A 14,687-nucleotide genomic window follows, 5' to 3' on the forward strand; every position below is an offset into this window, starting at 1 on the left:
ATAATAATATATGAAGAGCCTGTTTCAATTGATTGGACAATGGCGGCTATAAACAAGACGATCCCCCATTTGGGGGATCGAAAATTTAGCCGTTGTGGCCAATTCCTTGATAATAATAGCCATTGGCGCGCATGTCACGCGGATCCAGTATATTTCGTCCGTCGAATACATTCGGCTGGGACATTACTAGTTTCATGTGGCCCCAATCTATATTTTTGAAAATCGGCCACTCCGTGCACAAAATGACCGCATCGGCAGCCTGCAGCGCTTCCTCCAGCTTGGAGCATTCCGTGACGGCTTTATATGCTGCGTCAGCCGGCAGCGAAGCTACTGGATCATACAGCGTCACATGCGCTTGCTCGTTCAGCAGGCTCTCTATCACCCGAAGTGCCGGAGCCTCCCTTATATCATCTGTATCCGGTTTAAAGGCCAGGCCTAGTACGGCTATTTTTTGGTTTGCAAGACTTCCCAAACGCTCTCTCACTTTATTAATCAGGTATGCATGCTGCGTTTGATTGACCTGTACAACCTTCTCTAGCACTGACAGCTCGGTACTATTTTGCTTTGCCGTAAGAATTAAGGCTGACACATCCTTCGGGAAGCATGACCCTCCGTATCCGATTCCAGCCTGCAGAAAGCTTGGGCCTATTCGTGGATCAAGTCCCATCCCAAACGATACTTCCTTCACATTGACGTCCAGCACATCACAGAGTCTGGCAAGCTCGTTAACAAAAGATATTTTAGTAGCTAAAAAGGCGTTTGAAGCGTATTTGATTAGCTCGGCTGTTCTCGGGGTCGTTATGACTACGGGGCATTTAGCCGATTGGTAAAGCGATTGAAGCACATGAGCAGCACGTTTGCTATTGGAACCTATAATAATGCGATCAGGATTTAAAGCATCGGCTACCGCTTTTCCTTCGCGCAAAAATTCCGGGTTTGAAGCGACGTCGAACGGATAAGCCTGCTCTTGAGCGGCGGCAATCCAAGCGGTAATCTGCTCCTGTGTCCCTACAGGAACGGTGCTTTTTGTTACGACCAGCTTATAGCCGTTCATCTTTTGCCCGATATCCTCTGCAACCTGCTTCACATATCGCATATCGGCGCTGCCATCGGCGCGAGAGGGCGTTCCGACACATATAAAAATTAAATCATTGTCTCTGATCGCTTTATCTTTATTCGTCGTAAATTGTATTTGTCCAGATTGCACATGCTTGCGGAGCATGTCCTCGAGCCCTGGCTCGTAAAAGTGAAGCACCCCTTGCTCCAGCTGCTGAATTTTATGCTTGTCGGTATCCAGCCCCGTCACCTTCCAGCCAAGCTCAGCAAAGACCATCGCCGTTGTTGACCCTACATATCCCGTGCCGATTACTAATATATTCATTGGTTTCCCCCTTCTTTCCTTGCATGCAGGCCTGCCATGACGGATCGATAACCAATGACCGTATCTTTTAACGAATAAGCAATATGCTGCAAATGTACACCGCTCAAAATAATGCTGTTTTCGATTCGGCAATCCTCGATATGCGAGTCGGCACTGATCGAAACATAGGGGCCAACGGTACAATCCTTCAACACGCTTCCTTTAGCAATGGAAACAGGCTCAATAAGGGTACAATTGTCTAAGATGACCGATTCATGCTTCAGGCTCTTGCTCGGAATCTCGTCAAGCCTTTTGCGGTTGGACTCTAACCACCGCTCCAGCGTCCCGACGTCCATGTTAAGCTTTTGCGTCACATGATAAGTTACGGGAAGGTTTTGATCGATAACCCATTGAATGGCGTCCGTAATTTCATATTCGCCTCTTGCGGAGGGCTTAATGTCGTTGACCGCTGCGAATATCGATCCTTTAAAGGCATAAGCGCCTAAGACGGCAAGTTTCGATTTAGGAATGCGCGGCTTCTCCTCGAGCCTTATGATACGCTCCTCCAGCACCTCCGCTATGCCGTAATCCTGTGGATTCGCAACCTCTGCGAGCAGCAAGGAGGCATGGCTTCCTCTTTCTTCTACGTCAATCTTCAATTCTCTTAAACTATCGGAAATTATATTGTCGCCTAACAACAGCAAAAAAGCTTCATCTTCAATATACGCCTCAGCCTGCTTCACCGCGTCCGAGATGCCCTTCGCCTCATTCTGGTAAATATAAGTGATCGTTACATCCTTTTCTTCACCCAAACATTCACGAATATCCGACTCCTGCGACGGGTGGATGACAACCCCGATCTCCCTAATCCCTTGCTCTGTCAGCTTCTCAATACAAGATTGCAAAATGGGAGTGTTAGCTACAGGTATGAGCGTTTTAGGATGTTTCAGGGTGAACGGATAAAGCCGAGTCCCTTTGCCAGCACAGAGTATTAGTCCTTTCAAAACGCATCTCCCCTATTAAAAAAATCAATTTCTATCATTCTATGAAAAGGAGCTGCGATTGGTGTAGGCCAAGCTTCGCAAATCGCTCGTTCTTGCGCGGAAAAGAACTGCTGCCATCTAATGAAAACGCCGTGCCATGAATAGTTGACCATTCATATCCTACGGTGTGATGCCTTATAGATACTAACCTAAAGGAGCTGTGCGGGCTTTGAAAATTGCACAAATATCAACAAATACAATAACTGTACCTCCTAAAGACTATGGCGGCACGCAGCGTGACGTTCATTATCTAACTGAAGAATTGGTTCGTCGCGGTCATGAAGTCATCTTGTTCGCCAAGAAAGGCTCTACTTCGAACGCAAGCCAAACCTTTGAATACCCATCCAACAACCGTAAGGAACAGCTTGATTTTATAATAAAGAACCTTCCAGAAGACGTTGATTTCATTCATGATCATTACGGAATCGTAGCCAAAGCCAACCCGCCCATTCCTACGATTCGCAATTCCCATTCAAAGGGCGTCGCCGGCGTGCAAATTCCGATCTATGTAAGCAAAACGATTCTAAAAAAATACGGCAAAAACAAAGGTTTTTATGTGCATAACGGCATTCGGGTCGAGGATTACCAGTTTCGCAAGAACAAAGACGATTATCTGCTTTTTATCGGCCGTATGATCGAGCAAAAGGGCGTCCACCTTGCGATCAAGGTCGCCAAAAAAACCGGCAAAAAACTGATCATTGCAGGTCCTTTAAATGATAGGAAATATTTCAATTCAAAAATCAAGCCTCACTTAAACCATAAAATCCGCTATGTGGGCTCTGTCGGCGGCAGCAAGAAGCAGGAACTGCTGTCCGGCGCAAGCTGCGTACTCTTTACTTCCACCTGGGATGAACCTTTTGGCCTTGTTCTCATAGAAGCGCTGGCAAGCGGGACGCCTGTGCTTGGTTTCAAGAAAGGCGCCGTGCCGGAAGTGTTAAAGGGTCTGCCTCAGCTGCTTTGCAGCAATACCAACGAAATGGCTTCAAAAATAAGAAATTCAAAAAAATTGCCTTCTGCCCACAAATGCAGGCGTTACGTCAGAGCACGCTTCTCCGACATCGTCATGACCGACAACTTTCTCAAGCTGTACCAAAAAATTATTAAGCGTAAAAAATATAAGCTGATCAAACATTCCCTGTGGAATAAGCGCAAGGCAAAGGCAAAAAACGAAATCGAGGAGTTGTATTAAATGGTCACCATTATCGCATGCACCATGAGAAACTCTTTTATGGATAACGTGTTCGCCAACTACGACCGGCAATTGTGGAAAGACAAACAGATGATTATTGTGTTGAACAAAAATAATATGGACCTTAAAGCTTGGAAAGAAAGAGCAAAGCAGTACCCCAACAACGAAGTGCGGGTCTATAAGCTGCCGCAAAAATATAAGCTGGGCAAATGTTTGAACTACGCCATTTCCTTGGCAAAGGAAGGCATTATCGCCAAGTTCGATGACGATGACTATTACGCTCCAAAATATTTGAGGGAATCGGTAAGGGCACTGAAGAAGGGGAAAGCAAACATTATCGGCAAGCATACGTCCTATCTCTATTTTGAAGAGAAAAAGGCGCTCATGGTATTTCGCAGAGGCGGAGAGCGGAAATATCAAAGATCCATTAAAGGCGGAACGCTTCTCTTTAAAAAATCGGTATGGCGAAGAGTGAAATTCCCGGAGCATAAGCTGGTAGGCACTGATTCCGGATGGACTGGAAGATGCAGAAGAAGAGGCTTTAAAATCTATTCCGTTTCCAAAAAACACTACGTCTGCATTAGAAGAAAAAATATAGGCTCGCATACGCAAAAAAAGAGCACAAAAAGATATATGTCCCACTGCAAGCTTGTCCGTCGTACCCGCCATTTTGCAAAGTACATCTCGTAAACTACACAAGAGCGGAATAGCATCCGACGCCTAATAAGCAAGGCTTAAATATTCTAAATTAAGGGAGCTGTGCGATTTTGAAGATAGCACAAATATCAACTAATACCTTACCAGTTCCTCCTAAAGATTACGGCGGCACGCAGCGTGAGGTTCATTATTTAACGGAAGAGCTCGTTCGGCGCGGCCATAAAGTCATTTTATTCGCGAAGAAAGGCTCCACTGCCCGCTCTACCCAAACCTTCGAATATCCGTCCAACGACCGGAACGAGCAGCTTGCTTTTATTATGAAAAACCTGCCCAGCGATGTCGATTTTATTCATGACCATTACGGCATTGTAGCCAGTTCGAACCCGCCCATACCCACTATTAGAAGCTCCCATTCAAAGGGAGTGGCCGGCGTCCAAATCCCCGTATATGTGAGCAAAACGATTTTGCGGAAATACGGTAAAAATAAAGGCTTTTACGTGCATAACGGCATTCGGGTCGAAGATTATCGCTTCCGCAAAAAGAAAAAGGGATATCTGCTGTTTCTTGGCCGGATCATTAAGCAGAAGGGCGTTCACCTCGCAGTCGAGGTCGCCAGAAAAACCGGCAAAGAGCTTATACTGGCAGGCCCTATAAATGATAAAAAGTATTTTAATTCCAAGATCAAGCCTTATTTGAATAACAAGATTCGCTATATCGGATCCGTTGGAGGCCGCAAAAAAATGGATTTGCTGTCCCGCGCAAGCTGCGTCCTCTTTACGTCTACTTGGGATGAGCCGTTTGGCCTCGTTCTCATTGAAGCGCTCGCCAGCGGAACGCCCGTGCTTGGCTTTAGGAAGGGCGGCGCCGTGCCGGAAGTGCTGAACGGCATGCCGCAGCTGCTTTGCAGCAGCACGAAGGATATGATCAAGAAAGTTCAGAAGCCGTCCAAGTTTCCAACAGCCCGGGCATGCAGAGCCTATGTGCAAAAACATTTTTCCGACCGTTCCATGACCGACAAGTTTTTGAAGCTGTACAAAAAAATCATTAAAGAAAAACGATATAAAATCGTAAGAAACACCAAATGGACGAAGCGCAAAACCAAAACTCACCGCAAGGGGCTGAGATAAGTGGTAACCATTATCGCATGCACGATGAGATCCGCCTATATGGATAATGTATTCGCCAACTATAATCGGCAAACGGTGAAGGACAAACAAATGATTATTATTTTGAATAAAGATGACATGGATATTAAGCTGTGGAAGGAGCGCGCCAGCCAGTACCCCAAAAACGAAGTCAGGGTCTACAAGCTTCCACAAAAATATTTGCTGGGCAAATGTTTGAATTATGCTATTGCGAGGGCGAAGGACGGGATCATCACGAAGTTCGACGATGATGATTATTACGCGCCAAACTATTTGATCGAGTCCATAAGGGCGCTCAGAGCAGGCAAAGCCAGCATCGTCGGCAAAACAACCTCCTATCTTTATTTTGAAGAAACAAAAGCGCTTATGGTGTTCCGTGCCGGAAGCGAGCAGTCGTATCGACGCTCCATAAAAGGAGGAACGCTGCTCTTTAGAAAATCGGTTTGGAGAAATGTGAAATTTCCGGAAAACCGATTGGTGGGCACCGATTCGGAGTGGACTTTTCGCTGCCGCAAAAAAGGATATAAAATTTATTCCGTCTCCAAAAAAAATTATGTCTGCGTCCGCCGGAAAAATGTTGAGTCGCATACGCAAAAGAACAGCACCAAAAAGTATATGGATTATTGCAGGCTGGTCAGATATACGAATGACTATACCAAGTATGTGTCTTAAAGCGTCTGCATAAGCATTTCGACCGATTCGCTGCTTTTTAAAGTGACAGGGAAGGTGGCTCGATAGATGTTGAACATGGTGAATGAAGGCGTATCTATCATAACCTCGACCATTCGGCCGGAGCATCTCCATCATATTTTCCGGAATTATGCCCGTCAGACTTGGAATAAGAAAGAGCTCATTATTATTGTGAACAAAAACAATATTTCATTAGAACCGTATAAGCAGAAGGCGCTGCAATACCAAAATGTCCGCATCTATCGGGTTGACCAGGCAAAAAACTTGGGAGCATGCCTCAATTACGCCGCATCTACAGCCAAATACAACTACATCGCCAAGTTTGACGACGACGACTATTACTCGCCTTATTATCTCGCAGAGGCTATGCAGCTGTTCGGGAATTCGAAAGCGGATGTCATTGGCAAACGCTCCTGTTATTTCTTTTTCCCGCATCGATCCAAGCTTTTGCTTCGCAAAACCTCCGTCCCCCCCTATAAGCCATGCAGAAAAATAGCCGGGGCAACGATCATGTTCCATAAAAGGGTTTTTCAAAAGGTCCATTTTTCAAGGCATGTGCGCCAAGGCACGGACGTTCGTTTTGTTCGCGCTTGCTTAAACAAAGGTTTCCGCATATACACTACCTCTCCCTATAACTTCGTAGCGTACAGGCGGCCAAACAACCTTTCTCATACATGGAAAATAACCGATAAGCAGCTGCTGACGGACAAAAACGCCAGCATTATCGATACAACCGACTTCAAGCCGTATATTAATAAATCGCTCAACAGGCTTCCTATTCCCGGCAGCCAAAAAAGCTTGCCCGCTTCGCAATCTTGAACAAAAACATACGAAAACGAGCCTTAGAAGCGACTCTAGGGCTCGTTTTTTTAAATGCCTATCATACGCTCGAGGCTCTGCGTTTTTTACGAACAGAATACTCTTTCTTACGCCTTAGCCTGCGTCTTCTTGCTTGCATGACCGGCTTGCTCTTTGGAAGCAAAGCTGGTAGCGAAGGAGCTTCGACGCTTCTTTGCTCTCCCGTAAAAAAAGCATTCGATAGCAAAAACGGGTTGTCTATTTCAGGATTTACGTAATAATGGCGGCGGAACATCTCTTTCGTTTGATCTTCAATCGGTTCTCCGCCAGCGAAGCGGCTGTAGCTCCAAGGTGCGCTATTTACTGCGCGCTGAGCCATTCCCTTCCGTTCTTCGCTATAATCCTGAAATAGACTGCCGAACAGCTCCCCTCTTTCCGAATCGATCCAAGAGGTTGCGTGCAAAAAATCATCCGTTACATGAATGGAGCGCAGCGGCTGTCCGTCAATGGTATACGCCTCGGGAGAAACCTGATGTATATTCCATCTTTCCATTATATTTTCGGCTGTGACCAGGTATCCATTGTGGCGAAGCGCATAGACGTCATCAAAGAGCGTATGCGTTAAATCAAGCCATGCCTGATCGGCAAAACGTTTGCTGCCATGGTCGTAGTAGCTATTGTTCTCGCTCAGCTTGCTCCACCACGACAAAAAGCGTTCAGCGTCGGGATGCCGTTTCAAAGCCAAAAAACCGGGATGGTAAATGCCTCTATGGCGGATGCCGGAAAGCCAATCCATATCCAGCGTCTCCGGATGGACGACGTTGCCGATCAGGATGATGGGATGATTGGCCGCAGCGGCGGCAAGCTCCTCTAGCGGCGATACAACCTTCGTTTCCGCATCCATGTAGAGCATCAAATGCTCATCCGTATATTTGTTATATATGTGCTTCATCATTGGCGCCCTGCAAGCCCGCGTCGCTTCCTCAGCCGTATATTGAAAAAAGAATTTTTGCATATCGGGATACGTGCCCAAATCTTTTATTAGTACAACCTCATCGAAATAAGGGTAAATAAGCGCCTCGCTCGGCATTGAATCCTCGATAATGCCAACTACTACTTTACTTTCGCGCATATGCTTCTTGACCGATTTAGCCAAAATCATCGCGCTGGGCAGCCGGCTGGCACTTGATACCGTTCCAATGATCATGCTGCTCCCCTCCGTTTATACACAAGCCGCCGATTTGCATTCACGGTAGTTAAACCAACTCCTCTCCTTCCCTATACTATGATTGTCTAGATTCATAAGTAACCTGATTGGCTGTCTAAATTTATATGACGAATTGTCAAGCTAAGTGCGACACCTCTTCCATGAAGGCTTCGTGAGCCGACCTCCACCCGAGACATTTACGAGGGCGGTTGTTAATTAAACGAATGGCAACGGTGAGTTGGTCATCGGTAACGGAAGCGAAGTCATGCCCTTTGGGGAAGAATTCCCGAAGAAGACCGTTTGCGTTCTCGTTAGAGCCTCTCTGCCAAGAGGAATAGGGATCGGCGAAGTAGACCTTTAAGTTATGCACAGCTTCTAGGCTCGCGTAGCAAGCAAACTCTTTGCCACGATCAGTTGTGGCCGTCTGGCAGGTGCCACGTGGGTATTGGCTGAGCATGACACCAAAGGCGACCTCCATCGAGTGAGCCGTTCGATCAGGCATCTTCAGTGCAACGTACAGTCGCGTCTTTCGCTCGATGAAAGTAGCAGCGCAGGCCTTGCTTTTGCCACGGCTGGAAACCACGGTATCAAGCTCCCAATGACCGAACGTCGTACGCTTACGGACTTCTTTCGGTCGCTTGCTGATCGGCGTACCGACGAGGAAGCGACCACGTGTTTCCATCGGCTTTTGACGCTTGCCCTTATGTCGCAGCACGTTGACTCCCGCAGTGAGGCGCCCCCCGTATAGCCATCTGTAGATCGTCTTGAAGCAAACGAAGGGTTTCCCTTCGATACGACGCTTCTCGGCGATCTGCTCAGGGGACCAGGTTTCCAGCAGCTTTAGATTGAGTTCTTCGGCAAGTGCCTTAGTATATTTGCCGACAGGCACGCTAGAAGCTCTTCGCTCATGGGACTCTTCTTGGGCAGAACTAGCCGTATAAGTTCCGTTCTTCTTACTGCCGCTACGTGCTATTTCTCGTGCGATAGTAGAAGGATGTCGACCCAGCTCATGCCCAATCTTGCGACATGACCAGCCCAATCGATGCAACGCTTCTAGTTGTCCTCGTTCAATTATGTTAAGATGGAAGTAGCTCATGATGGTTTCTCCTGTACAAAATGGTGGTGTGGTAACTTCCATTTTACACGAAGCCTTCATGAGCCTTTTGTTTTTCTAGGTGTCGCACTTCATATTACAATTCGTCATATATAAAAAATAAATGGATAACGATATCGTTCCCAACTAAAAAAAGCTCAAGGACAGTTTGTCCTCAAGCTTAATGATTTCATTTTATTATAAAATAACTAATCATAAATCATCCGTCTGTCCTTGATGCTTCTGGTTTCCATATTTTTATCGCTTGGCTGGGCTGGAAATACCCGCTCGGCCATTGCATTAAACTCGGCTATAAACCCTTGGATAGGATGCCCCAGCTTCACGTCATTCATGTACGCGTTCATTCGGCCGACAAAATCCGGATTCGCGGAAACATACACATGCTCCACGCCAGGCTTTAAGCGTCGTACCTCTTTGGCAATTTCATCTTTCATTTGGTTTGTGAGCAAATGTTGTCCCGTTGACAAGCTGCTCATTCGTCTGCTCATCCTTGTTCCCTCTTTGCCCATGTAACCGCTGTTCGTTCTGCTCATCATTTTGGATTCAGCCTTCGGCTCCGCCTCATCCAACGAGACAGCGACATAGGCGTTATGATCCGTCAACATCACGTAGGAGGATTTTACGGCACCCATATCCGTAATCGCCTTAGCGATCGTCTCGCTCATTTCCATGCGATAGTTTTTATGCGAGCCAATGACGTTATTGCTATTAAGCCTGCGTCCGTTCACGCGGTTCATTTCGTTCATCTGATCGTTGGCAAATCGTTTATCCTTTAATAAATTGCCATTTGCATCATATCTTATGCTGTTCGAGCGGATGTCCTTATTCCCAAGCTCACCGTGATTTTCCATGCAGCCTGCCAGCAATGTGCTTAGCAACACACCTGCAGACAAAGCAGCGATTTGTTTGCGCATTTAGCCATCCTCCAACTTATTTTAATTAGGCCCCGGACCTTCCTTTATCGTTTGCCTTTTCCGAATAGGCTATTCATCTCATTGACAAAGACGATTGGATAAAGTAAATTAGTATCAACTACTAGTACTTGGTACTAATTATGAGAGGAAGTGCTCCGTATGAATGAAACAAAATATGCTGCCATTCACTCGAATGCTGTCATTACCGCAATCGGCTCGTACGTTCCTGAACGAATATTAACCAACGCTGATTTGGAGAAGCTAGTGGAGACTAACGATGAATGGATCGTGCAGCGGACCGGCATCAAGGAGCGGCATATCGCATCAGATGGCCAATTCACGAGCGATCTATGCTTTGATGCTATCCATAACATGATTGAACGCTACAACGTTACCGTCGCTGATGTTGATTACATTATCGTCGCTACCTCTACGCCGGACGCCGTATTCCCGAGCGTAGCCTCGCAGGTACAGTCTCATTTTGGCATCTTGAGCGCCGGAGCGGCAGACATCCAAGCTGCATGCGCGGGCTTCGCTGCTGCCATACAGCTGGCGAACGGCCTGCTTCTGTCTGGGGCTCATCGCAAGATTTTGGTTCTAGGAGCAGAAACGCTGTCCAAAATTACCGATTATACGGATCGCACGACTTGCATATTGTTCGGCGACGGTGCCGGCGCTTTTCTCATCGAAGCATCCGAAGACGGACATGGCGATATCGCCGCCGTATATAGCAAGACCGACGGCTCCCGCGGCCATCTCCTTTATCGCAGCAGCTTAGCATCTGCAATCGGTGAGCATGACATTCAGACAAGCGGGTTTATTGTGCAAAATGGCCGCGAAGTCTACCGCTGGGCGGTCAGCCACGTCGCGGAAGGCGTACAGCAGCTATTGGATCGCAGCGGTTATTCCGCAGCCGACATCGATTGGTTTATCCCCCATAGCGCAAACATGCGCATCATTGAATCGCTTTGCGAGCGAACCGGCTTCTCGCTTAGCCAAACGTTATCCAGCATTAAAGCGTTTGGCAACACGTCAGCAGCCTCCATACCGCTTGCAATCGACGAAGCCGTCAAAGCAGGTACGGTGAAGCCAGGCCAGCTCATGCTCCTGTACGGCTTTGGTGGCGGCCTTACGCAAGCTGGCGTCATTCTCAAATGGACTTTATAAGAAGCAGCATTAAACAAGCCCTATACCGAGCCGTTCCTGCATCACAGAGAAACAACTTGGTATAGGGCTATTCTGTTCGTTATGGCCGCAATTTGTAAGCGGCTAGGTGTCCGTCTTCAAATCCTTTAGCGAAACCGGCATTATACCCTTTATTGAACGTTTGCCCAAGCTCCGCCTGCTCGTTCTCCTTTTGTGTAAACCGCTTTCGAAGCAGCGGTTTTCGGCGCTGCAGCGACTTTTTGACAATCGAATTTCTCCGGAGCGTTCGCTTGCGCGTCCCCTTTGCGCTGCTCTTCAAGCCCAGCGAGGCTTTCCTCTTATTGTTCAGCAATGGAATTGTCCCCCTGACCGTTGATCGCCATAGATTGTTAGCTGAGGCTGAAGCCAGGGCTTCACGGGTTTTCCTCTCCGTTTCACCCTTCTGCGCCAAGCAAGGCCCGTTGCCGCCTCTGCAATCGTTTCCTGCAGGTCGGTAAGCGAACGCACATTGTCGCGCAGAAGCTTTGCCGTATCCGGAGATTGATCAGCAACATCCGCGACACTCTCCAAAATACGGGCAAGCGCATGCTGGCTTCTGGCAAGCGAAGCTAAAAAGTCTGCTCTTGCCTCACGTTCCGTCGTTATTCCGCTCATTCGTTTTTATCACCAAAGGAAATGCCTTTGCCAAGCAGCGTTTCCCCGAACCCTTCCGTTTCTTCTTCATCCTGGCGCAGCACAGCTTTCATAATGGAAACGATGCCTTGGTTCAGCTTCGTAATGCCATCGATCATCTCAATGACCTGATCATGCATTTGCAACGACTGGTCCAGCTGGGACTGCTGCGAATTAAAGCTTTGGCCGTGCAAATGATTGCAGATCCAGTAACTCCTCTTCTCGGCTTCAGCAGCTTTGGCTTCTAACATGATCGCTATATTTTTTTGCATGTTAGCTGTTGAGCCAAGCATTCGCATATACGCGTGTTCGCGACTCATACCAAGCAATGCCTCCTTATACCCTCATCATTCTTCCCCGTCCGCTTCCTTCAACTCACGAATAACGAACGTAAGCTGCGCAGCAATCGTTTCCTGTAAATCCGCGATACTATTTAAATAAGCGATGATATTTTGCCCCATCGCCTGCGTATTTTCCAGCAGACCTGAATCGCCGCCGAAGCTGGGGTGCTCATCAGGAATCGATTGTACAATTTCCGAAAGCCGAACGGTCACATGACGCTCTTCCTCAAGTACCTTTGCTAGGTGCTCATTGGATAAAGACATATGCCGCATCATTTCTGTAATCTTTTTTTGCATGGAACTCTCCCTCCTTGCTTCTATAGCATATGCGTCCCCAGCAGGCGAGGTACTCGATTATATACTACAAAGCTTGGAGCAGCTTTACAGGCGCAATGATTGGCAGGCCATCCGGTATGACGCTTAACTCCTCATCAGTAAGCTTCATTTGTCGATGAGCGTCCAATCCCCAACACTCGGCAGCAAGCCTGCTGATAATCGCACGTTTTCTGCCGTTTTCAAGATAATAGCTGCTTCCGTTGCTGTCCTCGCACAACATGCCGTCACGCAGCGCCTCATCCTCGCCCAAAGAACCTTTGAAAGCAGTCAGTGCCTCCGCAGGAACCGGCTCGCCCATTGCCCAGCGCCAAAGATCGAGCTGTGACAAACAAATGACAGATTCTCCCCATTGCCCGTTAATCGGCCTTCTTACGCAATCCTCAATCCAATAGATCGTCTCGCCGAGACCTTTCACAGCCAAATGCTGCGGGTAAAAAGCCGACTCTCCCAGCTTCGCTCCGCTCTCCGCCGACATCCCCTTAAACCACTCATCCCGGCCATATGCAGACGCTTCCATATCAAATATTACGCTGTCGATTCCCCTCCACTTATTGGAAAAATAGAGGCTTGAATCCGGGTGCCCAGCTTGGCTCATTTGCCGCTCAACCCTCTCTTCCGCCTGCTCTGCAAAATAAACAAGAGCATCTCTCGCATAAACGAGTGAAGATCCTTGTAATTTCACCCGCAGGCCATAATCATCTGCATAATAAGGCGTTTCCTGACAGCCCTCATCCAAATATCCAACCCTCTCCAGCAGCTCGCGCCGAAACAGCAAACAGCAGCCCGACAGGCGATCTGTTTGATGCCATTTGGAGGAATCGCTTTTGTTGTTGACTCTTGCATATTCATGCTTATCTTCCAAATCATCAAAGTGAATCTCCATCCGCTGCTTCCCGCTTAGTCCATTTGATACAGGCCCTACCAATCCGATGCTATCATCGCTGTTCAAACATAAAAGTAAATTTTCGAGCCAGTTTTCGGTAGGCTGAATACGATTGTTCAGGAGCAATATGCTCGTTCCCTTAGCCATCATGAAACCTATATTCGCTGCGCCAGTGAAACCGATTGATTCAGGCAGAATCCGATATCGCACTTGGCCATCCAATTGATTTAAATAATGCTCGATCCCATCCGTGGAGCTATTATCAATAACGATGATCTCATAGGCGAGATCGGTATGGTCCATGATGCCTTCAATACATGCTTTCACCGACTCTACCTCGTTATCGCTCGGAATGATAATGCTAGTGCCTTCGAAATAAGCCTCATAGTTATCTAGGCCGGCCTTTAAACCTTGCTCATAACCTTTGCTGAGGCCAAGCCTATACCTCTCCAACCTTTTTTCCGCATTATTGCGCAAGCCAGCACTGCTTTTGAGACGTCGGACCGGCCTTTTTTTGCGTCTCATCGATAATCTCTCCAATCCATCATATGATCGTTCGGTTCAACATCATATCGTATGTAGGAATGCTATTTCTGTAACGGCGAGTATACAGCTTATACAGAAAACAATTTAATAGATTCCATTTTTCCGGAAAATAAAACAGCTGTCCTACAGGCCTTTCAGACCTTGCCGGACAGCTGTTCTGTTGTGAATATTAGGCTTTGCCAATCGCAATCCAATTAATATTTCCTCTAGGCTCATGGCTGATCCGAGTACGAATAATGATGATCGCTGCTTTATCCGTTGCTTTCGAGTGAACGATCGCATAACAAGCCGGGTTGTCAGTCGTCACCGTAATGACGTATCGATTGTCCGCGAAAGGCTCATCAAACGGGACAATCAATTCGACTTGCTCCGCTTGCGGGGCAAAGCTATACGGCGTCAGACCGAATTGCTGCTTAACAACACCTTTGCCGGGTGACGTGATAACCGGCGCAAACCGCAGAGCTGAGAGCTCGATAGACTGCTCCTGGATATGTCTGCTTTCTATTGCTCCATCCGCCACATGCTCCGGTTGAATCGTTGCTAAGCCCAGCGAATATTCCGGCAGCAGACCGGCAGCAAGCTTATCCGCGGTAATGCTTCCCGGAGCGATTTGCTCCGTTCCTACGCTCAAGGCAGCCAGCTTCGA

At 47.5% G+C, this 14,687-nt stretch carries 17 protein-coding genes; 6 read left to right on the forward strand and 11 right to left on the reverse strand.

Annotated elements, in window-relative coordinates; genetic code table 11:
• Positions 1–85: 85 nt before the first annotated feature.
• Together ADU23_RS30985 and ADU23_RS30990 are read right to left on the reverse strand one after the other, a co-directional pair.
• Positions 86–1,381, reverse strand: a complete 1,296-nt coding sequence (locus ADU23_RS30985) for a UDP-glucose dehydrogenase family protein (protein WP_082311260.1) — start codon at positions 1,379–1,381, stop codon at positions 86–88.
• The gene (locus ADU23_RS30990) at positions 1,378–2,364 is read right to left on the reverse strand and encodes a sugar phosphate nucleotidyltransferase (RefSeq protein WP_063846124.1); all 987 of its coding nucleotides are present in this window, start codon (positions 2,362–2,364) and stop codon (positions 1,378–1,380) included. The genes ADU23_RS30985 and ADU23_RS30990 overlap by 4 nt, the downstream gene beginning before the upstream one ends.
• Positions 2,365–2,572: 208 nt before the next feature.
• On the opposite strand from ADU23_RS30990, the gene ADU23_RS30995 reads away from it, so the two are divergent.
• The 5 genes from ADU23_RS30995 (at position 2,573) to ADU23_RS31015 (ending at position 6,903) form a co-directional block, all read left to right on the forward strand.
• The gene (locus ADU23_RS30995; RefSeq protein ID WP_053377287.1) at positions 2,573–3,592 is read left to right on the forward strand and encodes a glycosyltransferase family 4 protein; all 1,020 of its coding nucleotides are present in this window, start codon (positions 2,573–2,575) and stop codon (positions 3,590–3,592) included.
• Positions 3,593–4,282, forward strand: a complete 690-nt coding sequence (locus ADU23_RS31000; RefSeq protein ID WP_053377288.1) for a glycosyltransferase family 2 protein — start codon at positions 3,593–3,595, stop codon at positions 4,280–4,282. It abuts the gene before it with no gap.
• A 77-nt stretch (positions 4,283–4,359) separates the two neighbouring features.
• On the forward strand, positions 4,360–5,376 hold the full coding sequence (locus tag ADU23_RS31005) for a glycosyltransferase family 4 protein (RefSeq protein WP_053377289.1): 1,017 nt from the start codon (positions 4,360–4,362) through the stop codon (positions 5,374–5,376).
• On the forward strand, positions 5,377–6,066 hold the full coding sequence (locus ADU23_RS31010) for a glycosyltransferase family 2 protein (protein ID WP_082198193.1): 690 nt from the start codon (positions 5,377–5,379) through the stop codon (positions 6,064–6,066).
• 66 nt (positions 6,067–6,132) lie between these two features.
• Positions 6,133–6,903, forward strand: coding sequence for a glycosyltransferase (locus tag ADU23_RS31015; RefSeq protein WP_053377290.1), 771 nt, complete (start codon positions 6,133–6,135; stop codon positions 6,901–6,903).
• Positions 6,904–6,964: 61 nt separating this feature from the next.
• Here the strand turns inward: ADU23_RS31015 and ADU23_RS31020 are convergent, their stop codons facing one another.
• The 3 genes from ADU23_RS31020 to ADU23_RS31030 all read right to left on the reverse strand — a co-directional run bounded on the left by ADU23_RS31020 (position 6,965) and on the right by ADU23_RS31030 (position 10,117).
• Positions 6,965–8,089, reverse strand: coding sequence for a hypothetical protein (locus tag ADU23_RS31020; RefSeq protein ID WP_053377291.1), 1,125 nt, complete (start codon positions 8,087–8,089; stop codon positions 6,965–6,967).
• Between the two features lie 136 nt (positions 8,090–8,225).
• Entirely contained in the window at positions 8,226–9,185 is a 960-nt protein-coding gene (locus ADU23_RS31025; protein WP_053377292.1) for an IS30 family transposase, read from the reverse strand.
• Between the two features lie 206 nt (positions 9,186–9,391).
• Positions 9,392–10,117, reverse strand: a complete 726-nt coding sequence (locus ADU23_RS31030; protein ID WP_053377293.1) for a YhcN/YlaJ family sporulation lipoprotein — start codon at positions 10,115–10,117, stop codon at positions 9,392–9,394.
• 159 nt (positions 10,118–10,276) lie between these two features.
• Between ADU23_RS31030 and ADU23_RS31035 the strand changes: the two genes are divergently transcribed.
• Positions 10,277–11,284, forward strand: coding sequence for a ketoacyl-ACP synthase III (locus tag ADU23_RS31035; RefSeq protein ID WP_053377294.1), 1,008 nt, complete (start codon positions 10,277–10,279; stop codon positions 11,282–11,284).
• A 79-nt stretch (positions 11,285–11,363) separates the two neighbouring features.
• Here the strand turns inward: ADU23_RS31035 and ADU23_RS31040 are convergent, their stop codons facing one another.
• The 6 genes from ADU23_RS31040 to ADU23_RS31065 form a co-directional block, all read right to left on the reverse strand.
• Complete coding sequence (locus ADU23_RS31040; RefSeq protein WP_053377295.1) at positions 11,364–11,615, reverse strand: hypothetical protein; 252 nt, start codon at positions 11,613–11,615, stop codon at positions 11,364–11,366.
• Positions 11,609–11,917, reverse strand: a complete 309-nt coding sequence (locus ADU23_RS31045; protein ID WP_053377296.1) for a hypothetical protein — start codon at positions 11,915–11,917, stop codon at positions 11,609–11,611. Before ADU23_RS31045 ends, ADU23_RS31040 begins: the two co-directional genes overlap by 7 nt.
• Positions 11,914–12,255, reverse strand: coding sequence for a hypothetical protein (locus ADU23_RS31050; RefSeq protein WP_053377297.1), 342 nt, complete (start codon positions 12,253–12,255; stop codon positions 11,914–11,916). The genes ADU23_RS31045 and ADU23_RS31050 overlap by 4 nt, the downstream gene beginning before the upstream one ends.
• A 27-nt stretch (positions 12,256–12,282) precedes the next feature.
• Entirely contained in the window at positions 12,283–12,573 is a 291-nt protein-coding gene (locus ADU23_RS31055; RefSeq protein ID WP_053377298.1) for a hypothetical protein, read from the reverse strand.
• Between the two features lie 64 nt (positions 12,574–12,637).
• A complete protein-coding gene (locus tag ADU23_RS31060) occupies positions 12,638–14,020 on the reverse strand; it encodes a glycosyltransferase family 2 protein (RefSeq protein ID WP_053377299.1) in 1,383 nt (460 codons plus the stop codon).
• A gap of 190 nt (positions 14,021–14,210) precedes the next feature.
• The coding region (locus ADU23_RS31065) for a WIAG-tail domain (protein WP_053377300.1) at positions 14,211–14,687 on the reverse strand (477 nt) is incomplete at its 5' end.

This window comes from Paenibacillus sp. FJAT-27812, assembly GCF_001273905.1.
In the GTDB taxonomy this organism is placed as follows: domain Bacteria; phylum Bacillota; class Bacilli; order Paenibacillales; family Paenibacillaceae; genus Pristimantibacillus.